A 22,249-nucleotide genomic window follows, 5' to 3' on the forward strand; every position below is an offset into this window, starting at 1 on the left:
CCGCGCCGTCTCGCCGCAGTGCGGGACGGCGCCACTGGATGTTCGTCAAACCAGGGGTGCATCTTGAATTACCATTTCGAATTTGGCTGGCTGCTCGAATATTATCCTCAGATTGGCAAAGGGATAGGCATCACCGCTGAACTGATCGCGGTTGGCGCAGTCGCCGGTATTTCGCTCGGAATCTGCTGCGCCTGGGTGAGGGCGCTTGGTCCGGCCTGGCTAAAGCCGGTGGTCGCAGCCTATGTCGAGCTGATCCGCAACACGCCATTCCTGATCCAGCTTTTCTTCGTCTTCTTCGGCCTCCCATCGTTGGGCCTGCAGCTCAGCGAATTGCAAGCCGCCAATATCGCCATGATCGTCAATCTCGGGGCCTATAGTTGCGAGATTATTCGAGCCGGCATTCAGGCGACGCCAAGGGGCCAGTTTGAAGCTGGCGCCAGTCTCGCCATGACTCGCTTCGAGACCTTTCGACATGTCATTCTGGTGCCGTCGCTTCAGCGCATCTGGCCCGCCCTGTCATCCCAAGTGGTCATCGTCATGCTCGGCTCCGCCGTCGTGTCGCAGATCGCTGCCGAAGACCTGACCTTCGCCGCCAACTTCATCCAGTCGAGAACTTTCCGCGCATTCGAGGCTTACATCGTTTCCACGATCATCTACCTCGCGTTGGCGATCTTGCTTCGCCAAGCGCTGGCGATCATCGGCGGGTTCATTTTCCCACGGAGGACCGCGCGATGATCGAGTTCACCCTTTGGGATATATTGCGCAACCTGCTGCTCGCAACTCGCTGGACGGTCGTCCTTTCGCTCGTCTCTTTCCTGGGCGGTGGCATCGTCGGGCTCGCTTTGCTTTTCCTGCGCATCAGCAAACGCAAATCGCTGCGATCGCTCGCCAAATATTACATTGAGCTGTTTCAGGGCACGCCGCTCCTGATGCAGCTCTTCATCGCCTTCTTCGGGCTCGGCCTATTTGGCATCGACGTACCGGCCTGGCTTGCTGCAGGATTGGCGCTGGTCCTCTGGACCGCGGCCTTCCTGGGCGAAATCTGGCGCGGTTGTGTCGAGGCGGTCGCCAAGGGGCAATGGGAGGCCTCCGCCAGCCTCGGCATGGGCTGGCTGCAACAGATGCGTTACGTCATCCTGCCGCAGGCGATGAAAGTCGCCGTTCCGCCGACCGTCGGCTTTTCGGTGCAGGTCATAAAGGGTACCGCGCTGACCTCGATCATCGGCTTTGTCGAACTGTCGAAGGCCGGCACTGTCGTCACCAACGCCACCTTCCAGCCCTTCACCGTCTACGGCCTCGTGGCCCTCATCTATTTCGCGCTCTGCTGGCCCCTGTCGAAGAGCAGCCAGATCCTCGAAAGGAAGCTCAATGTCGCTCATCGAAATCACTGAAGTCCGCAAGAGTTATGGCGCGACGGAAGTGTTGAAAGGCATCAATCTTGATGTCGCGTCAGGCGAAGTCATTGCCATCATTGGCAAGAGCGGTTCGGGTAAATCGACGCTGCTTCGCTGTATCAATGGCCTTGAGACGATCAACAGAGGCTCGATTTCAGTTGCGGGTGCGCAGCTCCTGGACGACGAGGTGCATCTGAAGGCGCTGCGGTTGAAGGTCGGAATGATCTTTCAACAGTTCAATCTTTTTCCTCATCAGACGGTCGGTGGCAACGTTATGCTGTCGCAGACGGTCGTGAAAAAGACGCCGAAGCCAGAGGCGGAGGCGATCGCCCGCAAGATGCTGGAGCGCGTCGGCCTCGCACACAAGTTCGACGCCTATCCCGACGAGCTTTCAGGCGGGCAGCAGCAGCGCGTGGCAATTGCACGCGCGCTTGCCATGCAGCCGATCGCGCTGCTTTGTGACGAGATCACCTCGGCGCTGGACCCGGAGCTGGTCTCGGAAGTCCTGGCGGTTGTGCGCGAACTTGCCGCCGAGGGCATGACGCTGCTAATGGTGACGCATGAGATGAAATTCGCACGCGACGTCTGCTCGCGGGTCGTGTTCATGCATCAGGGCCGTGTCCACGAAGTCGGGCCGCCGGAAGAGGTTTTCGCCCGTCCGCAGACACCGGAACTGAAACAGTTTCTCGGCCTTCATTGAGAGGCCGAGCCAACCGGGGTCCCGCGTCGCAGCTTGGCGCGGCGGCTAGACGCGCTCCAATGCCACCGCGATGCCCTGGCCGACGCCAATGCACATGGTGGACAGCGAATAGCGCCCGCCGGTTTCGTGCAACTCCAAGGCCGCCGTGCCGGTGATGCGCGCGCCGGACATGCCGAGCGGATGGCCGAGTGCGATGGCGCCGCCGTTGCGGTTGACGCGCGCATCGTCGTCGGCGATGCCGAGGTCGCGCAGCACGGCAAGGCCCTGCGACGCGAAGGCTTCGTTGAGTTCGATGACGTCGAACTGCGACTGCTTGAGGCCGAGGCGCGCCATCAGCTTCTTCGATGCGGGGGCCGGGCCCATGCCCATGATGCGCGGCGGTACGCCAGCGGTCGCGCCGCCCAGAATGCGAGCGATCGGCCGCAGCCCATATTTCTTCACTGCTGCTTCCGACGCGATGATCAGGGCGGTCGCGCCATCGTTGACGCCGGAGGCATTGCCGGCCGTCACCGTACCGCCTTCCTTCTTGAAAGGCGTGCCAAGCTTGGCGAGCGCCTCCATCGTCGTTGCGCGCGGGTGTTCGTCGCGGTCGACGACGACAGGCTCGCCCTTGCGCTGCGGGATCGTCACCGAGACGATCTCCTTTGCCAGCCGGCCATTGCCTTGAGCTGCAGCAGCCTTCGCCTGGCTGCGGACGGCAAAGGCGTCCTGGTCTTCGCGGCTAACGTGAAAATCCGCCGCGACGTTCTCGCCGGTCTCGGGCATGGAGTCGACGCCGTACTGCTTCTTCATGAGCGGGTTGACGAAACGCCAGCCGATCGTCGTGTCGTAGATCTCGGCGTTGCGCGAGAAGGCGGTATCCGCCTTCGGCATGACGAAGGGTGCGCGCGACATGCTCTCGACGCCGCCGGCGATCATCAACTCGGCTTCGCCCGACTTGATCGCCCGCGCTGCAGCGATCACCGCATCCATACCGGAACCGCAGAGCCGGTTGATCGTCGTGCCGGACACGCCGACCGGCAGGCCGGCGAGCAGCAACGACATGCGCGCGACGTTGCGGTTGTCCTCGCCCGCCTGGTTGGCGCAGCCAAAGATCACGTCATCGACCGCGTCCCAGTCGACATCGGTGTTGCGTTCGAGGAGTGCCTTGAGTGGGATCGCGCCGAGGTCGTCGGCTCGCACCGAGGAGAGTGAACCGCCGAAGCGGCCGATCGGGGTGCGGATGTAGTCGCAGATGAATGCCTCGGCCATTACGCAGCCTCCTTGTCGCCCTGATGCGCCTTCTTGGTGCGGGCATTGATGTCGCGAAGGGTTGTCAATTCCAGTTCCGTCGGCGCTGGCGTCTCGATCACATGCGCGGCGAACTTGATCGCCCAGCCGCAGTTCTCGACGATCTGCTCGCGGGTCACGCCCGGGTGGATCGAAACGACCGTCAGTTCTTTCGTCTCTGGATCCGGTTCCAGGATGCAAAGATCGGTGATGACGCGGGTCGGTCCCTTGGTCTTCATGCCCAGCCGCTCGCGCTGATCGCCGCCCTCGCCATGGCCCATGGAGGTGATGAACGGCAGCTTCTCGACGAAGCCGCGCTTCGACAGTGCCATGGTGATGAAGATGCGGCCGCAATTGGAAGCGATCTCCGGAGCGCCGCCGCCGCCGGGCAGCCGCACCTTCGGATGGTCATAGGGGCCGACGACCGTGGTATTGAGGTTGGCGAACCTGTCGATCTGGGCGCCGCCGAGGAAGCCGGTGGTGATGCGGCCGCCCTGCAGCCAGTAGCGGAACATCTCTGGCACCGAGACAGTGAAAAGTGCCGTGTCACAGAGTTCGCCGTCGCCGATCGAAAGCGGCAGCACGTCCGGCTTGGTTCCGACCGTACCGCTCTCGTAGATCAAGGTGATATCCGGCGCATGCGTCAGCCGCGCGACGTTGCAGGCGGCAGAAGGCGCGCCGATGCCGACAAAGCAGACATCGTCATTGGAGAGCGCCCGCGCGGCGGCGATGGTCATCATTTCGGTGGGGGTGAAGTCGCTCATTCTATCCTCCCTTTAGGCCGCTCTTGCCGGCTTGGTGCCGGCATGCTTGGCGAAGTCTTCCGGCTTGGCGTCGAGCACGTTTTCCTTGATCCATGCGGTGAAGCTGTCGCGGTCGCGGGCGATCTCGTCCCAGCCGATGTAGAAGGCGTTGGAACGCGGGTAGTAGCCGTGCGCATAGGATGGGAAGGCGCCGCCCGGGACTTGGGCAACTGATGTAACCGCCCAGCCCGGGAGCACGAGGGAGTTGGGAGATGGCGGGTTGAGTTCGTCGACGATCTCCTCGACCGTGACGATCGAGCGCTTGGCCGCGAGAACGGCTTCCTTCTGCACGCCGACGATGCCTTCGATCAGCACGTTGCCCTTCCTGTCGGCGCGCTGGGCGTGAATGATCGTCACATCAGGGCGGATCGCCGGCACGGCGGCGAGCACCTCGCCGGTGAAGGGGCAGGTGACCGACTTGATGTTGGGGTTCACTTTCGGCAGGTCGGCGCCGATGTAGCCGCGCAGCGTCGCGAAGGGCAGGTTGGCAGCACCCGCCTCATAGGCGTTGGCCATGGCCGCATGGGAATGTTCCTCGATCTCCAGCGGACGCGGCCACTGGTTTTCGACAGCATCACGGAAGCGGTGTAGCGAGCCGACGCCCGGATTGCCGCCCCAGGAGAACTTCATGCCACGCGCAGCACCGACGCCAATCAATTGGTCGTAGAGAATGTCAGGCGTCATGCGCACGAGATAGAGATCCTTGCGGCCCTGGCGGATCACCTCATGGCCCGCGGCATAGGGGATCAGGTGGGTGAAGCCTTCCATGGCGACGGTGTCGCCATCCCTGACATTGTCGCCGACGGCCTCGGCGAGCGAAACGATCTTCGCCATGTTTCCTCTCTTCGCTGCTGTTTGGTGCGCCTGCGGCCTGTCGGGCGGCGGGGCGGCTTGCTCTCTTCCGCATGCCAATAAGCGCCGATCGAACCGAACCGTCAAATATTTTGTGCGATATTTGACTTTTGTTCGTATATCGCACAAAATGCCGGCGGATAGATCGAGGGATGTCAGATGCGAGAGACGGATTTCGTCAGCGGCTTTGCGCGAGGGCTGACGGTGATCGAAGCCTTCGACGAGACCCGTCCGAAGCTGTCGATCGCCGAGGCGTCGAAGATCACGGGCCTTGACCGGGCGACCGTCAGACGGTCGCTTCTGACGCTCTCCGAGCTCGGCTATGCCGACTACGACGGCAAGTTCTTCGCGCTGACGCCAAAGATCCTGAGATTGGGCCATGCCTATCTCTCGGCGACGCCGCTGCCGACAATCATACAGCCCTACCTCGACCAGCTTTCGGATCGCGCCGGGCAGAGCGCGTCGGCCTCAGTGCTTGATGGTACCGAAATCGTCTATATTGCCCGGGCCTCGCAAAAGCGGGTGATGTCGATCAACCTGACGACTGGTTCGCGTCTACCGGCCTATTGCGCGTCGATGGGGCGGGTGTGGCTGGCGGCACTGCCGGAGCACGAGGCGCGCGAGATCCTGGCGCGTTCGAACCTGAAGGCGAACACGCCCCATACGAAAACCGATCCTGACGATTTGATCGCCGAGCTTCGTCGGGTGCGCGATCAGGGCTATGCCCTCATCGATCAGGAACTGGAACTTGGTCTCTGCTCCATCGCCGTTCCGCTCGAGAACGACCGCGGCCGGATCGTTGCGGCGCTGAACATCGGTGCGCCGGCCGCGCATGTGGCCGCAGCGGAGATGGCGGAGCGTTACCTGCCGCTGCTCAAGGAAACGCAAGCCGCGTTGCGCTTGGTCCTAAGATAGCAACTTCGCGCTCCTGCGCTTGACGTTCTGCAGCGGCGCCCTTCTTATTTCCGCTTGGCGAGTGAATTCGGGCCGGGAGTAAAGATTCATGACCGACGACACGCATCCGCCGGAAACCAAACTCACGACGACGAAGCGACGCTGGGCCGCAGACGGCAAGTTCCTGACCGGACGGATCGCCCGGCCGGAAGACGAACGCCTGCCGCCCGGCCAGCACCTGGTCAAGGATTGGCCGGTGCTCGACCTCGGCCAGCAGCCGATCATTCGGACGGAAAGCTGGCGGCTCGATGTTACCGGCCTTGTCGAGCATTCCTTGTCGCTCGGATGGGCGGCCTTCAAGGCGTTGCCACAAAGCGACAGGCTTTCTGACATGCACTGCGTCACCACCTGGTCGCGCTATGACAACCGCTGGCAGGGTGTCGCGACCCGCGACCTGCTGGATCATGTGATGCCGAAGCCCGAGGCCAGCCACGTCATGCTGACGAGCTATGACGGTTACACTGCCAACCTGCCGCTTGAAGACTTCGCCTCCGAGGACGCGATCCTGGCGACGGACTGGGAGGGGCAGCCGATCAGCCGCACCCATGGCGGACCGATGCGGCTCGTTGTTCCGCATCTCTATCTGTGGAAGAGCGCCAAGTGGCTGACGCGGATTGATTTTCGCGCGGGTGATGCCGCTGGGTTCTGGGAGAAGAATGGCTATCACATGCGTGGCGACCCGTGGCGCGAGGAGCGCTATTCGGACGACTGAGAGCCTGGCCCACCCTTACCTCAATGCTTGGGAGCCATGAGCGACTTCAGTCCTGCCAGCTGGTAGCGCCAGACGAGGTCGATCGCCGCCTGAAAGGACGGTCCGTCCTCATATTGGCCGAGCGTGTCGGCAATGGTGTCGATGGTTGGGGTAAGGCGCGCTCCAGCACGAAGGGCATCAGGGGCGACAGCGCTGCCTCGCCCTGTGTTTCGATCATGTATCGCCACGCAAGCCGGGTCATCTCGCGAAGGACGACGAGCCGCTGCTTGATCCAGAACGCCAGCAGGGCGCGCGCGTGCTCCGAACCCCGGGCATCTGCCGTCAGTCGATGAATTGCTTCGGGACGTGTCAGGTTGCATCCTTCGGCTTCCCGCAATGCTCGTGTAATCCGCTCCCCCCAAAGCTCGGCAATAACGCTTTCAAACAAGGACGGTTGTCGATGCGGTTGGTCGTCTTACCAATGTGGATGATGCTTTTCGGCGCGGGTCCGGGTCATGCCGACGACAAAGGGCTGTGGATTGCGGACGATCCGCACCGCACCGCACAGCACCTGTACGATCCCTGTCGTGATGGTCGGCTAAGTGACGGAAAGCCACGCACCTGCGCCGAGGTCAGGCGCATGTACGGCGGCAAGAGGTGGGGCGATCGGTCCGAGCCGGACCTTAGCCTGGATCCATGTTCGGATGGGCGCGTCAGCGATGGCCGCCCGCGCACGTGCCGCGAGTTGCTGGAATAGATGGAGCGTCATTGATGATTTCAGAGCGCAGCCGCGCCCTTTCGAAGGCCAGGTATCTGCTAAAGCGAATACTGCGATATCTGTCCTGGCCTTTGGTGTTCTTCTCCGGACTGTTGGGTTCTTATTTTGCCTTCGCAAGCACCCATCCGATGATCGCCTTCGCGACGGTCTATGCCGCCGCGGTCTTTGTCTTGTTCCTTCTCGAACGCTACATCCCCTACGAGCGACGCTGGTTGTTGTCGGATGGCGAGACGGTAAACGACATCGGGCATACGCTGGCGACAAAGGGGTTGCTGCAAGGGGCAGGCTTGATCGCCGCCGTCTTCCCCATGTACGCCGCCAACATTCTGCAGCCACTTGCCGCGCTGAAGTTTGGCTTGTGGCCCGCGGATTGGCCGATGGTGGTTCAGGTGGCGTTGGCAGTGCTGATTGCCGAACTGGGACTCTACTGGGCGCACCGCATTGCCCATGAAAAACTGTTCTTTTGGCGGTTCCACGCGCTGCACCACAGTGTCGTCCGGCTCTGGGTCATCAATACCGGCCGCTTCCACGTTGCCGATTCGCTCTTCAAGCTCGCGATGAGCCAGATCCCGCTCTATTGCCTCGGTGCGCCGCTCGACGTTTTCTGGTGGCTTGGGGCCGTTACGGCCTTCATGGGCATCCTCACCCATTGCAACGTCGATATGCGCACCGGCATTTTCGATCTCGTCTTCAGCACGCCGCGCCTTCATCGCTGGCATCATTCGAAAGACCTTCGCGAAGGCAACATGAACTACGGCGAGAACGTCGTGATCTGGGATTTGATCTTCAGGACCTACTACAACCCCAACCGTCCATCCTCGATCGATATCGGCATCAAGGGACAGATCGCACCGGGATTTCTAAAGCAACTGGCTCAGCCCTTCACCAAAGAAGGTGTCCGCCAAATTCTCGGTCGCCCAAGCCGAGGCTCGTGATGTCGTGGATGCCGTACCCGATCGTCCGACCGGGTACGGCATTGAACGACTAGGAGGCAAAGGCAGGTTTGCGTGCGCCGATCCTTAAGACGTAGTAGATTGCCCCACCGATCGCGACGCCGAAAAACCAGCCGTAGGTCCCCCACCAGGCCGGCAGGATGTTCGTGAACGTCGGCAGGATCGACGAAAACAGCGCCCCGATCGCAAAGGCGATGAAGGCGCTGCCATGCCATCCGCCCTGGAAGCGGAATTCGCCATTCTCGTGGTAAAGCGCCTCGACGTCGAGCTGGCCTCTGCGGATGAGATAATAATCAACCATCATCACCCCGAAGATCGGCCCCATCGTCGAGCCGATGAAGTTGACGAAATGTGCCGCACCCGTTTCCCACGGCGCGAAGGGATAAAGGATGAGGGCAATCAGGGCGGCGATGTAGCCGCCGCGTTTGAAGTTGATCTGCCGCGGGAAGACATTGGCGAAGTCAAAGGCCGGGGACACGAAGTTTGCCACGACGTTGATGCCGAGGGTCGCGACCGCAAAGGTGAGCGCTGCGAGCAGAGCCAGGAACCAGCTGTCGAACTTCGCCGAAATCTGGTCCGGATGCAGCAGCACTTCGCCATAGACGGCAAAGGCCGCCGTCGTCGTCACGCCGGCGACCAGGCAGAAGGCGAGCAGGTTGATCGGCAGGCCCCAGAGATTGCCCTTGCGCAGCGTCTTTACGTCCGTCGCATAGCGCGAGAAGTCGCAGAAGTTCAGGTAGAGCGCGGCGAAATAGGTGATCCAGGTGGCGGCGACCGCAGCCAGCGCCGGGAAGGTGCCGGGTTCCCAGGGAACGCCCGCGTCTTTTGTCTTCTCGATGAGAACGTCGCGCGGGATTTCAGAGCCGAAGGAGAAGGTTCCCGATTTGACGATGAGATAGACGGCAAGGATCAGCATCATGATCCAGACTGCAGGGCCTGCCCAGTCCTGGAATTTGCGAACGGTCTCCATGCCCCGCTGGATGATGAGCAGCTGCAGCGACCAGACGACGACGTAGCAGATGACCTCAAGCGTCGAATGGCCGAGCATGTGGCTATTCTGGTGGAAGGCCAGCATGCCTTCGTTGCGGATCAGAAGGGCGACGATTGCGCCCGAGGCGGCGGCCGTCTGTGCGCCATACCAGAAGCAGGCGACGACCGCGCGCACGAGGGCAGGGACGTTGGCGCCGAACGTGCCGAAGGAGGCGCGCGCGAGTACGGGGAAGGGCACGCCGGTGCGCACGCCCGCATTGCCGACGAGGCTCATCAGGAAGAAGATCACCAGCGACCCGATCCCGATCGCGATGACGAAGTTCACGAAGCTGCCGCAGAGCAGAAATAGGCTCGCGGCGAGATAATAGCCCCACAGGCTATGCACGTCGGATGTCCACACATTGAAGATGCTGAAAGCGCCCCACCGGCGTTCCTCGGCCGGTGCCAGATCCTCGTTATACAACGAGGGCGACGGATCGCGTACTGCCATGTCTTCCTCCGTATATCCTCCGGGTCCCCCTCGGACCCGAGTATTGATTCTGCTCCTGTTTTGAGTCGTTGCAAAAATCTTTTTGACCTTGGGAAGGCGAGCGGGCCTATGGCGACCAGCGGTGGGCCACGCGGCCCTGCCAACGTCGATGAAGATGCTATCGCTGCGAGTGATTTTGTATATCCCGTTGACATATCCCGCAACCGATACCATCTTGGATATACGTAAAGCATATCCCGGAGATAGAGATGTCGGAGCAAGGCGCTGTTTTCCTCAGCAATCGTAGTCAGGCGATCCGGCTGCCGAAGGCCGTCGCACTTCCAGAGGATGTCAAACGCGTCGATATCGTCGCGGTGGGGCGAACGCGGATCATTGCGCCCGCAGGCGAAGCCTGGGACAGTTGGTTCGATGGCGAGTCCGTAACGACCGATTTCATGACAGAGAGAGAGCAGCCGCCTCCACAGGAGCGCGAGGCTCTCTGATGCTGAAATATATGCTCGACACCAATATCTGTATTTTTACGGTGAAGAACCGGCCACAGCAGGTTCGCGAGGCGTTCAACAGGCACCACGGCCAACTATGCATCAGCTCGATCAGTCTCATGGAGTTGATCTATGGGGCGGAAAGATCCGCCATGCCCGAGCGCAACCTTTCCGTCATAGAAGGCTTTTCTGCGCGTCTTGAGGTTCTCAACTACGACCAGGCAGCAGCGACCCATACAGGCCAGTTGCGCGCCGAACTCGCGCGCAGTGGGACACCCATAGGCCCTTACGATCAATTGATTGCCGGTCACGCGCGATCGCAGGGCCTGATACTGGTGACAAACAACAGGAGGGAATTCGATCGTGTGCCCGGTCTGCGGGTCGAGGATTGGACGACCGCTCCTTAATCCCAGCGTCTATTGCGTCGCCGTAGCTCCTATGCGCCGAGCCTTTCCCGCTCAGCCATGCGCCAGGCGCGCGGTGTCATGCCCGTCTGGCGCAGGAAGAAGCGGGAGAAGTAGGCGGGATCGGCAAAGCCGAGGCGGAAGCTGATTTCCTGCACGCTGGCCCTGGTGAAAACGAGTTCGCGCCTCGCTTCGCCGATAAGCTTTCGCGAGATCATCTCGTGGGCGCTGAGCCCCATGATAACACGCGTTATCCGGTTCAGATGCGTCAGCGACAGGCCGAGTTCGCGGGCATAGGCGGCGGCCGGCCAATGCGAGCGGTGGTGCTGCTGCAAAAGAGCCTGGAAGCGCTGGACCCGCTGTTCGTTTTCGCTATCGGCTGTATCGTCTCGGCTGTCGCTTGCCTCGTCGAGACGTGCCGCCAGCGTCAGCACGGAGGTAAGGTAGGCATCCAACAGGTCGGTGCGATTGCTGCGGTTGGTTTCCCATTCCCTGGCCAGACGCGTGAGGGTTGCTGCGACATAGGCCGCATCCTCGCGGCCATCGAGCCGGGTCAGATGAGGGGTCGCAAGAAAGGAGCCGAGACGACTGCGTTCCCCGGGGGTTGTCTTCAGATGCGACGCTAGGATGGTGAAGACGAAGCCGTCGATGTCGCGCGAGAAGCGGAAGCCGTGGCTGAGGCCTGGCGGAACGGTGATAACCATAGGCGGCTCGATCGTGTGCACCGCGTAGCCAAAGACCGCGTCGCCGGAGCCGCCGGCAATGTACAAGATCTGAAAGAAGCTTTCGTGGCGGTGCAGCCCGATCTCCCAGTGGTAGAGGCTGCTTCGTGACGGAATAGTCTCGCAATGCAGCCAGAAATCCGGCCGTTCGCCGGTCCGTTCGCCGTAAAGCTCATAGGTCGGAACCGTCTTCTTCATATCACGTTCCCTGAAGTCATGTTCGATTTGTGCAATTTCATGGCGGATTTGTCCATTGAGAGCGAAGCCCGCTCGGCGCAGATTTTGTCAAAAGACAATTCTGGAGGAGAGCATGCGCACCAAGGTCGTCATCATCGGGTCAGGCCCATCAGGGCTCTTGCTTGGGCAATTGCTGACGGAAGCCAGCATCGACAACGTCATTCTCGACCGCGTCAGCCAGGATTACATCCTTGGCCGCGTGCGCGCCGGCGTGCTCGAGGAAGGCACGGTCGGATTGATGGATCGCGCCAGGGCCGGCGAGCGGATGCACAAGGAGGGGCTGCCGCATGACGGTTTCTCGCTTGCCTTCGACGGCCGCGACCACCGCATCGATCTGTTGCATCTGACCGGCGGCAAGCGCGTCATGGTCTATGGCCAAACGGAACTGACGCGCGATCTGATGGAGCATCGCGAGCACTCCGGCGCGACGACGATCTATGAAGCTCCCAATGTCGAACCGCATGATTTCGACAGCCATCAACCCTACGTCACCTTTGAGAAGGATGGTGCGACCCGGCGTATCGATTGCGACTTCATCGCGGGCTGCGACGGCTTTCACGGTGTCAGCCGCAAGTCAGTTCCCGAAAAGGCCCTGCACACCTTCGAAAAGGTCTATCCTTTCGGCTGGCTCGGCATCCTCGCCGACGTGCCGCCGGTCGATCACGAACTCATCTACGCCAACCATCCGCGTGGTTTCGCACTGTGCTCGATGCGCTCTCAGACGCGCAGCCGCTACTACATTCAATGCTCGCTGAACGAAAAGATCGAGGACTGGTCCGACGAGCGCTTCTGGGACGAGTTGCGACGGCGGCTGCCGCAGCATCATGCCGAGGCGATGGTGACCGGACCGTCCTTCGAGAAGTCGATCGCGCCGCTCCGATCCTTCGTCGCCGAGCCGATGCGCTTCGGCCGGCTTTTCCTCGTCGGCGATGCCGCCCATATCGTGCCGCCAACCGGCGCGAAAGGGCTCAATCTCGCGGCCAGCGACGTGCACTATCTTTTCGAAGGGATGCTTGAACACTATCAGGACCGCTCGAATGCGGGGATCGATGCCTATTCGGCACGGGCGCTCGCGCGTGTCTGGAAGGCGGTGCGTTTCTCCTGGTGGATGACGACGATGCTGCATCGTTTTCCGGATACCGGCGATTTCGACCAGCGCATCCAGGAGGCCGAACTCGACTACCTGACCCATTCGGTCGCCGCCGAGACGGCGCTGGCGGAGAACTATGTCGGGCTGCCGTTCTGACGCTTCGCCGCGCGGTCAGTTCCATTCATTCCGGAGCAGGCCGTAGATCGCCGTGTCCCACCTGACGTCACCGACCTTGGCCGACGACCGGCGCACACCTTCCTCGCGAAAGCCGAGGCTGCGGTAGGTGCGGATCGCCGCCTCGTTGAAGGTGTAGACGTTCAGCTCCAGCCGCTCGAAGGCGGGATGGGCGAAGAAGCGGCTGGTCACCTCACGGAGAAACGGCCGGGCGAGGCCGCGGCCCCGCATGCGCGGATTAATGGCAACCCGGCTGAGGCGGCCGACGCCGTTTTGCCAATCGAGTGCCACCTGCGCATGACCGGCGAGCTTTTCGTCGGCCAGGCCGGCGAACATCCATCGCGTGGGCTCGACGGTCGTTGTCTCTGCGAGCATTGCCTCGAGCTGCGCGGCCTCCAGTGGAAACGAGAGGCCGGGGCCGCCCCATTGCACCAGCGCTTCGAGGTTCGAAAACCAGTCGAGCATTTCGGGAACGTGCTTTTGGGAAAAGGCTTCAACGGGGAGGGGAGCAGTCGGCATGGGATCACCAGTCTGTCGGAACCCGCAATCTCGGTCGCTGGCCGGGGCTTGTAAAGCCGTGAATTCCCGGCATGCCTCCTTACAGTTTGGTGGCGACGATGGTCGCTGCCTCGCGAATGGTCTGCATCAGGATCGAGAGAGCCGCTGACGGTGCCGCATCGGCGCGCATGGTGAGGCCGACGGGGCCCTTCGTCTCGCTGGTGTCGATCGGCAGGATTGCGATCGTTCCATCGTCGACGTCGCTGGCGACGACGCCGGCGGAGATGATCCAGATCGCGTCGCTCGCCCGGACGAAGGCACGGCCGAAGGCATCGGACACGGTCTCGATCTGGTTCGGCAGGCTGGCGATGCCGTTGGTGATCAGGAAACGCTCGACGAAGGGGCGGATGATCGAGGCACGTGTAGGCATCAGTACAGGAAAATCTGCGAGCCGCGCAAACGTGGAATGCGAGCCCGCAAGCAGCGGATGGCCGGCCCGGACGGCAAAGACAACCTGTTCGGAATAGAGGTGCTCGAAGGAGAAGCCAGCCATCTTCTCCGGTGCCGCAAGCCGCCCGACGACTAGATCGAGATCGCCGACGCGCAGCTGTTCGAGGAGAACTGCGTTTTCGCCGGTGATGATCTTGATGCGCGCGCCGGTATCCTCCTGGAGGAAAAGCGTCATGGCGTGCGGCATGATCCGGGTCGAGACTGTCGGCAGCGCTCCGACCCGCACCGGTACACCGTCGCCGGCGCGTTCCTGCGACACGGAATCGAGCCCTTGCCGCAGCGCCGTCAGCGCTGCGCCAGCGTGGCGCAGGAAGACCTCGCCGTAACGTGTTATCTTGATGCCGCGCCCGTCGCGCTCGAAAACCGCGACGCCAAGAACCTCTTCCAGCTCGCGGATCGTCTTGGTCACGGCCGGCTGGCTGACATGCAGCAGCTCCGCCGCCTTCATCACGCTCTTCTGCCGGGAGACCTCGACAAAAGTCTGCAGATGGCGAAACTTAACCCGGGTGTCGATCATGGAATTCATAACCCTCAAGTTAATGAAATGCCATGAAATATCATTTTACCTAACCAGATTAAATATCCAATTTGGTGTCGGAGGAGAGAGCCCGTGCAGTTTGCCCGCATCAACGACATCACGATCCACTATCAGGTGATCGGCGCGACCGGCGACCGACCGGTGCTGGTTTTTGCCAATTCGCTCGGCACGGATTTTCGCATCTGGCGCGACGTCGTGGTCCGGCTCGCCGGCGACTATGCCATCGTCCTCTATGACAAGCGCGGCCATGGCCTCTCCGATATCGGGCCGATCCCTTACGCGATCGAGGATCACGCCAACGACCTGGCCGGTCTGCTCGACATGCTCTCCGTCAAGCAGGCGATCATCTGCGGCCTGTCGGTCGGAGGGTTGATCGCACAGTCGCTCTACCAGCGGCGGCCCGATCTCGTTCGTGCGCTGGTTCTTTGCGACACGGCGCACAAGATCGGCACCGCCGAGATGTGGGCGGCACGCATCGCTGCCATCGAGGAACTTGGTATCGAGGGGATCGCCGACGGCGTGCTTGAGCGCTGGTTCACGCCAGCCTTCCGCCGGCCGGAAAACACCGCCTATGCCGGCTATCGCAACATGCTGGTGCGCCAGCCGGTGACCGGCTATGTCGCCACCTGCGCCGCCATCCGCGATGCCGACTATACCGAGGCGGCCGCCCGCATTGTGGTGCCCACACTCTGCGTGGTCGGCGACCAGGACGGTTCGACGCCGCCCGATGTCGTGTTGTCGACCGCCCGCCTCATTCCCGGCGCGCGCTACGAAGTTATCCGCGACGCCGGCCACATCCCCTGCGTCGAAAACCCGGAGGCTTTGACCGCGGTGCTTCGCGCCTTCTTCGAAATCGCAATGCATGGAGACAAGCCGCATGAGTGACGCCTTCACGCCCTCGGACCGTTATCGCCAGGGCATGGCCACGCGCCGGGCCGTTCTGGGCGACAATCATGTGGACCGGACCCAGTCGGCTTCCACCGATTTCGATCGCCCGTTTCAGGAACTGATCACTGAGGCCGCTTGGGGCCACGTCTGGTCGCGACCGACCTGGACGAAGCGGGAGCGTTCGATTGTGACGATCGCGCTGCTCGCAGCCCTTGGTCAGGATGACGAGGTGGCCATGCATGTGCGCGCGACCGTCAACACGGGCGCCAGCCGCGACGATATCTGCGAGGCGCTGCTGCATGTGGCGATCTATGCCGGCGTGCCGGCGGCCAATCATGCGATCAAGATCGCCAAGCAGGTCTTTGCCGAGATCGATGCCGGCAAGGCTGCCTGACGGGGGAAGATGATGACCGACAGATCGAACGGAAAGCCGGAGACGGGTGCCTTTTTCCCCCGCGACCGGCAATGGCATGCGCCGGCGTTGACGCCGGGCTACAAGACCTCGGTGCTGCGCTCACCACAGAAGGCATTGTTGTCGCTCGACGGCACGATCTCGGAAATCACCGGCCCTGTCTTTGGCCATTCTGTCATCGGTGACCTCGACAACGACCTGATCCACAATTTCGCGCGGGCAGGCGAAAGCGCCATTGGCGAGCGCATCATCGTGCATGGGCGGGTGCTCGACGAGCGCGGCCGCGCCGTGCCGGGCGCGCTGCTCGAATTCTGGCAGGCCAATGCCGGCGGCCGCTACCGCCATAAGAAGGAAAGCTACCTCGCGCCGCTCGACCCGAATTTCGGCGGTTGCGGCCGCACGATCACTGACGACGAGGGGTTCTATGCTTTCCGCACGATCAAGCCCGGCCCCTATCCCTGGCCGAACGGCGTCAACGACTGGCGGCCAGCCCACATCCATTTCTCGGTCTTCGGCCACGGATTTGCACAGCGCCTGATCACCCAGATGTATTTCGAGGGTGATCCGATGATCTGGAAGTGTCCGATCGTCAACACGATCCCGGATCGCCAGGCGATCGAGCAACTGATCGCGCCGCTCGACTGGGCAAACACGATCCCATTTGATGCGCGCGCCTACAAATTCGACATCGTACTGCGCGGTCGCCGCTCGACCCTTTTCGAGAACCGGCTGGAGGGCAACTGATGGTGCAGCAGCTGAACTATCTCAAGGAAACGCCGTCGCAGACGGCCGGGCCTTACGTGCACATCGGACTAACGCCAAACTTCTGTGGGATCGGCGGCGTTTATCAAGCCGACCTCGGATCGTGCATGGTGAATGAGCAGACGAAAGGGCAGCGCATTACCATTACTGGCCGCGTGATCGACGGCGCCGGCATGCCGCTCAGGGACGCGCTCGTTGAGATCTGGCAGGCGGATGCTGCCGGCCTCTATAATTCGCCGACCGAAATTCGTGGCTCCGCCGACCCGAACTTCTCCGGTTGGGGGCGTTGTGCGACCGGTGCCGAGGATGGTGTCTTCACGTTCGAAACGGTGAAGCCCGGGGTCGTGCCTTACAGCCGTGACCGGAAGATGGCGCCGCATATCAGCTTCTGGATCGTGGCGCGTGGCATCAATGTCGGCCTGCAGACGCGCATGTACTTTCCGGACGAGGCGGAAGCCAACGCCGCCGATCCGCTGCTTGCGCGGATTGAACATCGTCATCGCGTCGCGACGCTTGTCGCGACGGGAGCGGCGCCTAATTATGTTTTTGACATTCACCTGCAGGGTGAGAAGGAAACGGTCTTCCTCGACATCTGAACAGGAATGTCACGCCTGGACATGGGGCGGTGATTGATACCGCCATGCAGCAGGTGGCATTTCGTTCGGCAAGCAGAAACGGGGAACCCATGACCTATTCCGCCTTCGACCATCCTTATCTCTCCGGGCTTCTGGGTGATGAGGCGGTAGCCGCCGAGTTTTCGGCCTCCGCCGACATCCATGCGATGCTCGCATTCGAGGCGGCGCTTGCGCGGGCGGAAGCCGTGCACGGTATCATCCCAGCGAGCGCTGCGGATCGGATCACCGAGGCCTGTCGCGCCTTTTCGCCCGATGTCATCGCACTGAAGCGCGTCATGGCGGTGGATGGCGTGGTCGTGCCGGAACTCGTCCGGCAATTGCGCGCCGCCGTCGGGGGCGAGGCGGCGGAATACGTGCATTTCGGCGCCACCAGCCAGGATGTGATCGACACCAGCCTGATGTTGCGGATGAAGGCGGTCGCCGAGCTTTTCGCCGTGCGCCTCGGCAATGTCGTCTCGGTGCTCGAAGAATGCGACAGCGAATGGGGGGATCGCGCGCTGATGGGGCGTACCCGCATGCAGGCGGCAATCCCGATCACCGTCTCCGACCGGTTGCGCAGCTGGATCGAGCCGCTGCTCGATCATATCGATCGGCTCGAGGCGATGGACCGTGATCTGTTCGCCGTGCAGTTCGGCGGCGCCGCGGGGACGCTCGATAAACTTGACGATCGAGCCGACGAAGTGCGCGCCACGCTCGCCGAAGAGCTCGGCCTTGCCGATTTTCCGCAATGGCACAGCCAGCGCTCGGAGGTCGCGGATTTTGCCAGCGCGCTGTCGCTGGTGACCGGCAGCCTCGGCAAATTCGGTCAGGATGTCGCGCTGATGGCGCAGCAAGGCGATGAGATCGAGCTTGCCGGCGGCGGTGGTTCCTCGGCGATGGCGCACAAGCAGAACCCCGTAGCGGCGGAGGTTCTGGTGTCCTTGGCGCGGTTCAACGCGACCCAGCTCTCCGGCATGCACCACGCGCTGGTACACGAGCAGGAGCGCTCCGGTGCCGCCTGGACGCTCGAATGGCTGATCATGCCGCAGATGGCCGGCGCGACGGCGGCCGCACTTCGCCTGGCGGCCGAGCTTGCGAGCAACATACGCCGGCTTGGCCGCGCCTGAGTGGGATGCTCTAGCGGGCCGCGCGCAACATCGAACGATAGCGCACCTGGCTGTTCTTGAGGTGCTGGCGCATGGCGCTGCGCGCCTGTTCCTCGTCGCCATCCTGGATCGCGATGAGAATGGCCTCGTGTTCCGAGATCAATCGCGACAGTTCCGCCGCCGCCAGAACGGTTTCCTCGCCGCTTTCGGAAACCGCGCGTCGGGGAATGAGCGCCGTGCCCAGCATCTGCAGGAACTCGCTGAAGCGCGGATTGTTGGTCGCCTGGGAAATCGCCAGGTGAAAGTTGAAATCGGCTTCCGCAGTAGGGCGACCCTCAGCAGCACTCGCGCAGAAGCTGTCGAAGGCTTCGACGATTTTTTCTTCCTGGGCCGGCGAGCGGCGCAGGGCGGCAAGGGCGGCGGCATCACCTTCGACGGCGGTCCTGAGTTCCAGCATTTCGATCAGCGAAGAGACGCGCGCGAGATCCACGCCATGGAAAGGCAGCGGAGCCACTGGCGTGGGTTCCAGCACGAAAACGCCGATACCGTGTCTCGCTTCGACCAGCCCGCCGGAGCGTAGCGCCGCGATCGCTTCGCGCACGACCGTGCGGCTGACGCCGAACTCCTGGGTAAGCTGCGCCTCCGATGGCAGGCGATCGCCCGGCTTATAGTGTCCGCCAGCGATCTGTCCGCCAAGTGCGTCGGTCACCCGGGCCACCAGCGTCTTGCCTTGCGGGGTTGTGTTGTCGGGGGCGGTGACGTTGCTCATGGGTATGGCCGTTTCTGGGACTTGGTGTGAGTTTCTGGATACGCCATTGCCGATCAAGGGCGCAATCCATTGGCAAGGCGTAGAACCTACTCCTCAAAGATCGGATCATCGACGAATGCGCCGCCCTGATACCGCACGAGCGAGTCGCTCGGGTCCGGCTTCGGGCTGCTTGCGGCAATCTTGTCGCGGAAGACTTCGGCATTGTCCTTCGGTCGCCAGCCGAGCCATCCAATGTGCGAATTGTCCCACCAGCCGGCGTCGTTGGCAGACGCGCCCCAGACGACCGGGCAGCCGAGAACCGGGACGCGGAATACGGCTTCGATCAGGGATGCGAAGTCGTCATGCGAAAGCCAGGTGGACAGCATGCGGTAGTTGATGGGCTCCGGCAGGCACGAGCCTATGCGCACCAGCGCCGTCTCCTGGCCGACCTTCTCGAAGTACATGCGGGCAAGTGCTTCGCCGAAGCACTTCGACACACCGTAGAGCCCGTCCGGCCGGTAGGGGGCATTCGGGCCGAGCCGCTCGTTTTGCGGATAGTAGCCGATCGTGTGGTTGGTGCTGGCGAACAGGATGCGCGGCTTGTCGTTGGCGCGCGCAGCTTCGTAGAGGTTGTAGAGGCCGAGAATGTTGCCGTCGAGGATTTCGGAAAAGGGCCGTTCGACGGATATGCCTCCCAGATGCAGGATTGCATCGCAGCCGGCAACAAGGTCATGGACAGCGCCGGCATCGGCGAGGTCGCACTGAACGCATTCTTCGTTCTCACCGGGTGGGTCGAGCTGCGAACGGTCGGAAAGTCGGATCACCTTTGCCATCGGGGCGAGCTTTTTGCGCATGACGCGGCCCAATTGGCCTGCTGCGCCGGTGATCAGAAGTCGTTCCATCGCCCATCTCCTTCATGTCGGCGGGTAGGGTCCCGTCGACCATCAGTCAGTCACATCATACAATATCGGCTAACATATAATATATGTTATCTGCAACATGAATGGAGAGCCTGGCGCGTTTGAATACCTAGCTCGCTGGGGTTTTGTGCTGCGTGGCAGATGAAACGAGATTCGGCGCCGAAGGCGTGGGTCATTGAATTTCGAAGGTCATATGATAACTTGTATTATGACATATTGACATGTGTGTGATCACTTGCTTAGTAGGGCGCGTCGAGTATTAGGGAGGAGCCGCGCGAAATGACCCCAGAACAGATCAAGGCCGCGCTTGGATCGGGCCTCCTTTCCTTCCCGGTCACGCACTTCGACAAAGACGGTCGCTTTGCGCCGGAGAGCTACAAGGCACATGTCGAGTGGCTGGCCGGCTACAAGGCGCCGGTGCTGTTTGCGGCCGGCGGAACTGGCGAGTTCTTCTCGCTGAAGCCCGATGAAATCCCCGGCATCGTCGCCGCCGCCAAGGAGGTTGCCGGCGATACGGCGATCGTATCCGGCTGCGGCTACGGCACCGAGGTTGCGGTCGATATTGCCCGCTCGGTCGAGCGGGTGGGTGCGGACGGTATTCTGCTTCTGCCGCACTACCTGATCGATGCGCCGCAGGAAGGGCTCTACGCCCATGTGAAGACGATCTGCCAGTCGGTCGGCATCGGTGTCATGGTCTATAACCGTGACAACTCCGTGCTGCAGCCCGACACGCTGGCGCGGCTCTGTGACGAATGCCCGAACCTGATCGGCTTCAAGGATGGCACCGGTGATATCGGCCTCGTGCGCCAGGTCACCGCCAAGATGGGCGACCGGCTGATGTATCTCGGCGGCATGCCGACCGCCGAGCTTTTTGCCGAGGCCTATCTCGGTGCTGGCTTCACCACCTATTCGTCCGCCGTCTTCAACTTCGTTCCGGGTCTTGCCAACGAGTTCTACGCGGCGCTGCGCAGCGGCGACCGCGCCACCTGCGAGCGCATCCTCAACGATTTCTTCTATCCGTTCATGGCCATCCGCAACCGCGCCAAGGGCTATGCCGTTTCGGCGGTCAAGGCGGGCGTGCGCCTGCAGGGGTTCAATGCGGGTCCGGTGCGCAGCCCGCTCAAGGACCTGACGGGGGCCGAAGTCGAGCTGCTCGACGCCCTCATCGGCAGTCACAAGCGCAAAGCGTGACGGGCAGGGAGGAGTGGCATGAAGATCACCGCCGTCCGCACCCATCTCCTCGAGCACCGGCTGGCGGTGCCGTTCGAAAGCGCGTCGATGCGCTTTGATCGGCGCGCGCATGTGCTAGTCGAGATCGAATGCGATGACGGGACCGTCGGCTGGGGCGAATGCCTTGGGCCGGCGAGACCCAATGCGGCCGTGGTCGCCGCCTATTCCCCCTGGCTGATCGGCCAGGACCCGCGCCAGACCGAAAAACTCTGGGCGATCCTCTATAATGCGCTGCGTGATCAGGGGCAGCGCGGTCTGGCGATCACGGCGCTGTCCGGCATCGACATCGCGCTCTGGGATATCAAGGGCAAACATCACGGTGCCTCGGTCTCCATGCTGCTCGGTGGCCGCTGGCGCGAGAGCGTGCGCGCCTATGCGACCGGCAGCTTCAAGCGCGACGGGGTCGACCGCGTCTCCGACAATGCCATGGAGATGGCGGAACGCCGGGCGCAGGGGTTTCACGCCTGCAAGATCAAGATCGGCTTTAGCATCGACGAAGACCTGCGCGTCATCCGCGCCGTGCGCGAGGCGATCGGCGATGAAATGCGGCTGATGATCGACGCCAACCACGGCTACACCGTCACCGAGGCGATCCGCCTCGGCAAGGCGGCGGCGGACTACGATATCGACTGGTTCGAGGAGCCAGTGGTGCCGGAACAGCTTTCGGCCTATTGCGAGGTGAGAGCCGGGCAGCCCATCCCGGTCGCCGGCGGCGAGACCTGGCATACACGCTACGGCATGTGGCCAGCGATCGAGAGCCGCGCCGTCGATATCCTGCAGCCGGATCTCTGCGGCTGCGGTGGGTTCTCCGAGATGGCGAAGATTGCAAGTCTTGCTACGTTGCACGGCGTGCGCATCGTGCCGCATGTCTGGGGTACCGGCGTGCATCTTGCCGCGGCGCTACAGTTCATGGCGGCGATGACGCCAGATCCGGTGCGGGTAAACCCGATCGAGCCGATCATGGAGTTCGACCGGACGGAGAATCCCTTCCGCCAGGCGGTGCTGAAGACGCCGATCGAGGCCGTGAATGGTGTCGTTGC

At 62.3% G+C, this 22,249-nt stretch carries 26 protein-coding genes; 16 read left to right on the forward strand and 10 right to left on the reverse strand.

Annotated elements, in window-relative coordinates:
• Positions 1–63 precede the first annotated feature (63 nt).
• From ACTJKM_RS30365 to ACTJKM_RS30375, 3 genes are read left to right on the forward strand one after another with little or no spacing between them, the layout of a single operon-like run.
• On the forward strand, positions 64–735 hold the full coding sequence (locus ACTJKM_RS30365; protein WP_057251714.1) for an amino acid ABC transporter permease: 672 nt from the start codon (positions 64–66) through the stop codon (positions 733–735).
• Entirely contained in the window at positions 732–1,391 is a 660-nt protein-coding gene (locus ACTJKM_RS30370) for an amino acid ABC transporter permease (RefSeq protein ID WP_057251713.1), read from the forward strand. Before ACTJKM_RS30365 ends, ACTJKM_RS30370 begins: the two co-directional genes overlap by 4 nt.
• A complete protein-coding gene (locus tag ACTJKM_RS30375) occupies positions 1,369–2,094 on the forward strand; it encodes an amino acid ABC transporter ATP-binding protein (protein WP_057251712.1) in 726 nt (241 codons plus the stop codon). The genes ACTJKM_RS30370 and ACTJKM_RS30375 overlap by 23 nt, the downstream gene beginning before the upstream one ends.
• Positions 2,095–2,139: 45 nt before the next feature.
• Here the strand turns inward: ACTJKM_RS30375 and pcaF are convergent, their stop codons facing one another.
• From pcaF to ACTJKM_RS30390, 3 genes are read right to left on the reverse strand one after another with little or no spacing between them, the layout of a single operon-like run.
• Complete coding sequence (pcaF, locus tag ACTJKM_RS30380) at positions 2,140–3,345, reverse strand: 3-oxoadipyl-CoA thiolase (RefSeq protein WP_057251711.1); 1,206 nt, start codon at positions 3,343–3,345, stop codon at positions 2,140–2,142.
• Positions 3,345–4,127, reverse strand: a complete 783-nt coding sequence (locus ACTJKM_RS30385; protein WP_113132220.1) for a CoA-transferase subunit beta — start codon at positions 4,125–4,127, stop codon at positions 3,345–3,347. Before ACTJKM_RS30385 ends, pcaF begins: the two co-directional genes overlap by 1 nt.
• A gap of 12 nt (positions 4,128–4,139) precedes the next feature.
• Positions 4,140–5,000, reverse strand: a complete 861-nt coding sequence (locus ACTJKM_RS30390) for a CoA transferase subunit A (protein WP_057251709.1) — start codon at positions 4,998–5,000, stop codon at positions 4,140–4,142.
• A 177-nt stretch (positions 5,001–5,177) separates the two neighbouring features.
• On the opposite strand from ACTJKM_RS30390, the gene ACTJKM_RS30395 reads away from it, so the two are divergent.
• Entirely contained in the window at positions 5,178–5,933 is a 756-nt protein-coding gene (locus tag ACTJKM_RS30395; protein ID WP_057251708.1) for an IclR family transcriptional regulator, read from the forward strand.
• An 88-nt stretch (positions 5,934–6,021) separates the two neighbouring features.
• Positions 6,022–6,684: a sulfite oxidase-like oxidoreductase gene (locus ACTJKM_RS30400; protein ID WP_057251707.1), complete on the forward strand. Its 663-nt coding sequence runs from the start codon at positions 6,022–6,024 to the stop codon at positions 6,682–6,684.
• 20 nt (positions 6,685–6,704) lie between these two features.
• Here ACTJKM_RS30400 and ACTJKM_RS30405 read toward each other — a convergent pair whose 3' ends face one another.
• Positions 6,705–6,911 carry a hypothetical protein gene (locus tag ACTJKM_RS30405; RefSeq protein ID WP_156414669.1) on the reverse strand — a complete coding sequence of 69 codons (207 nt, stop codon included), beginning with the start codon at positions 6,909–6,911 and terminating at the stop codon, positions 6,705–6,707.
• A 523-nt stretch (positions 6,912–7,434) separates the two neighbouring features.
• Between ACTJKM_RS30405 and ACTJKM_RS30410 the strand changes: the two genes are divergently transcribed.
• Positions 7,435–8,376 (forward strand): sterol desaturase family protein, encoded by a 942-nt coding sequence (locus tag ACTJKM_RS30410; RefSeq protein WP_113513115.1) that lies wholly within the window; start codon positions 7,435–7,437, stop codon positions 8,374–8,376.
• Between the two features lie 49 nt (positions 8,377–8,425).
• Here ACTJKM_RS30410 and ACTJKM_RS30415 read toward each other — a convergent pair whose 3' ends face one another.
• The gene (locus tag ACTJKM_RS30415; protein ID WP_058328125.1) at positions 8,426–9,874 is read right to left on the reverse strand and encodes an NCS1 family nucleobase:cation symporter-1; all 1,449 of its coding nucleotides are present in this window, start codon (positions 9,872–9,874) and stop codon (positions 8,426–8,428) included.
• A 248-nt stretch (positions 9,875–10,122) separates the two neighbouring features.
• Between ACTJKM_RS30415 and vapB the strand changes: the two genes are divergently transcribed.
• Both vapB and vapC read left to right on the forward strand, forming a co-directional pair.
• Complete coding sequence (gene vapB / locus ACTJKM_RS30420) at positions 10,123–10,356, forward strand: type II toxin-antitoxin system VapB family antitoxin (RefSeq protein WP_058328126.1); 234 nt, start codon at positions 10,123–10,125, stop codon at positions 10,354–10,356.
• Positions 10,356–10,763 (forward strand): type II toxin-antitoxin system tRNA(fMet)-specific endonuclease VapC, encoded by a 408-nt coding sequence (vapC, locus tag ACTJKM_RS30425; RefSeq protein ID WP_057251702.1) that lies wholly within the window; start codon positions 10,356–10,358, stop codon positions 10,761–10,763. Before vapB ends, vapC begins: the two co-directional genes overlap by 1 nt.
• A 29-nt stretch (positions 10,764–10,792) precedes the next feature.
• Here the strand turns inward: vapC and ACTJKM_RS30430 are convergent, their stop codons facing one another.
• The gene (locus tag ACTJKM_RS30430; RefSeq protein ID WP_440638773.1) at positions 10,793–11,680 is read right to left on the reverse strand and encodes a helix-turn-helix domain-containing protein; all 888 of its coding nucleotides are present in this window, start codon (positions 11,678–11,680) and stop codon (positions 10,793–10,795) included.
• A gap of 112 nt (positions 11,681–11,792) precedes the next feature.
• Here ACTJKM_RS30430 and pobA point away from each other — a divergent pair, with 112 nt between their 5' ends.
• A complete protein-coding gene (pobA, locus tag ACTJKM_RS30435; protein ID WP_440638771.1) occupies positions 11,793–12,965 on the forward strand; it encodes a 4-hydroxybenzoate 3-monooxygenase in 1,173 nt (390 codons plus the stop codon).
• Positions 12,966–12,980: 15 nt separating this feature from the next.
• Here pobA and ACTJKM_RS30440 read toward each other — a convergent pair whose 3' ends face one another.
• Both ACTJKM_RS30440 and pcaQ read right to left on the reverse strand, forming a co-directional pair.
• A complete protein-coding gene (locus ACTJKM_RS30440; RefSeq protein WP_058328130.1) occupies positions 12,981–13,502 on the reverse strand; it encodes a GNAT family N-acetyltransferase in 522 nt (173 codons plus the stop codon).
• Between the two features lie 79 nt (positions 13,503–13,581).
• Positions 13,582–14,508 (reverse strand): pca operon transcription factor PcaQ, encoded by a 927-nt coding sequence (pcaQ, locus tag ACTJKM_RS30445; protein ID WP_113513187.1) that lies wholly within the window; start codon positions 14,506–14,508, stop codon positions 13,582–13,584.
• Positions 14,509–14,601: 93 nt separating this feature from the next.
• Between pcaQ and pcaD the strand changes: the two genes are divergently transcribed.
• The 5 genes from pcaD (at position 14,602) to ACTJKM_RS30470 (ending at position 18,332) form a co-directional block, all read left to right on the forward strand.
• Positions 14,602–15,414: a 3-oxoadipate enol-lactonase gene (gene pcaD, locus ACTJKM_RS30450; RefSeq protein ID WP_440638769.1), complete on the forward strand. Its 813-nt coding sequence runs from the start codon at positions 14,602–14,604 to the stop codon at positions 15,412–15,414.
• Positions 15,407–15,811 carry a 4-carboxymuconolactone decarboxylase gene (gene pcaC / locus ACTJKM_RS30455; RefSeq protein ID WP_058328133.1) on the forward strand — a complete coding sequence of 135 codons (405 nt, stop codon included), beginning with the start codon at positions 15,407–15,409 and terminating at the stop codon, positions 15,809–15,811. Before pcaD ends, pcaC begins: the two co-directional genes overlap by 8 nt.
• 12 nt (positions 15,812–15,823) lie before the next feature.
• Positions 15,824–16,573, forward strand: coding sequence for a protocatechuate 3,4-dioxygenase subunit beta (gene pcaH, locus ACTJKM_RS30460; RefSeq protein WP_440638767.1), 750 nt, complete (start codon positions 15,824–15,826; stop codon positions 16,571–16,573).
• Positions 16,573–17,187 carry a protocatechuate 3,4-dioxygenase subunit alpha gene (gene pcaG, locus ACTJKM_RS30465; RefSeq protein ID WP_058328134.1) on the forward strand — a complete coding sequence of 205 codons (615 nt, stop codon included), beginning with the start codon at positions 16,573–16,575 and terminating at the stop codon, positions 17,185–17,187. Before pcaH ends, pcaG begins: the two co-directional genes overlap by 1 nt.
• Positions 17,188–17,276: 89 nt before the next feature.
• Positions 17,277–18,332 (forward strand): 3-carboxy-cis,cis-muconate cycloisomerase, encoded by a 1,056-nt coding sequence (locus tag ACTJKM_RS30470; RefSeq protein ID WP_058328135.1) that lies wholly within the window; start codon positions 17,277–17,279, stop codon positions 18,330–18,332.
• A 10-nt stretch (positions 18,333–18,342) separates the two neighbouring features.
• Here ACTJKM_RS30470 and ACTJKM_RS30475 read toward each other — a convergent pair whose 3' ends face one another.
• Together ACTJKM_RS30475 and ACTJKM_RS30480 are read right to left on the reverse strand one after the other, a co-directional pair.
• Complete coding sequence (locus tag ACTJKM_RS30475; protein WP_058328136.1) at positions 18,343–19,080, reverse strand: FadR/GntR family transcriptional regulator; 738 nt, start codon at positions 19,078–19,080, stop codon at positions 18,343–18,345.
• A gap of 86 nt (positions 19,081–19,166) precedes the next feature.
• Entirely contained in the window at positions 19,167–19,961 is a 795-nt protein-coding gene (locus tag ACTJKM_RS30480) for an NAD-dependent epimerase/dehydratase family protein (protein WP_440638764.1), read from the reverse strand.
• A gap of 297 nt (positions 19,962–20,258) precedes the next feature.
• Between ACTJKM_RS30480 and kdgD the strand changes: the two genes are divergently transcribed.
• The gene (kdgD, locus tag ACTJKM_RS30485; protein ID WP_440661568.1) at positions 20,259–21,170 is read left to right on the forward strand and encodes a 5-dehydro-4-deoxyglucarate dehydratase; all 912 of its coding nucleotides are present in this window, start codon (positions 20,259–20,261) and stop codon (positions 21,168–21,170) included.
• Positions 21,171–21,188: 18 nt separating this feature from the next.
• On the forward strand, positions 21,189–22,249 hold a 1,061-nt coding region (locus tag ACTJKM_RS30490), incomplete at its 3' end, for a mandelate racemase/muconate lactonizing enzyme family protein (RefSeq protein WP_440661570.1).

Origin of the sequence: Ensifer sp. 22460 (assembly GCF_052044935.1) — a bacterium.
GTDB lineage: Bacteria > Pseudomonadota > Alphaproteobacteria > Rhizobiales > Rhizobiaceae > Ensifer.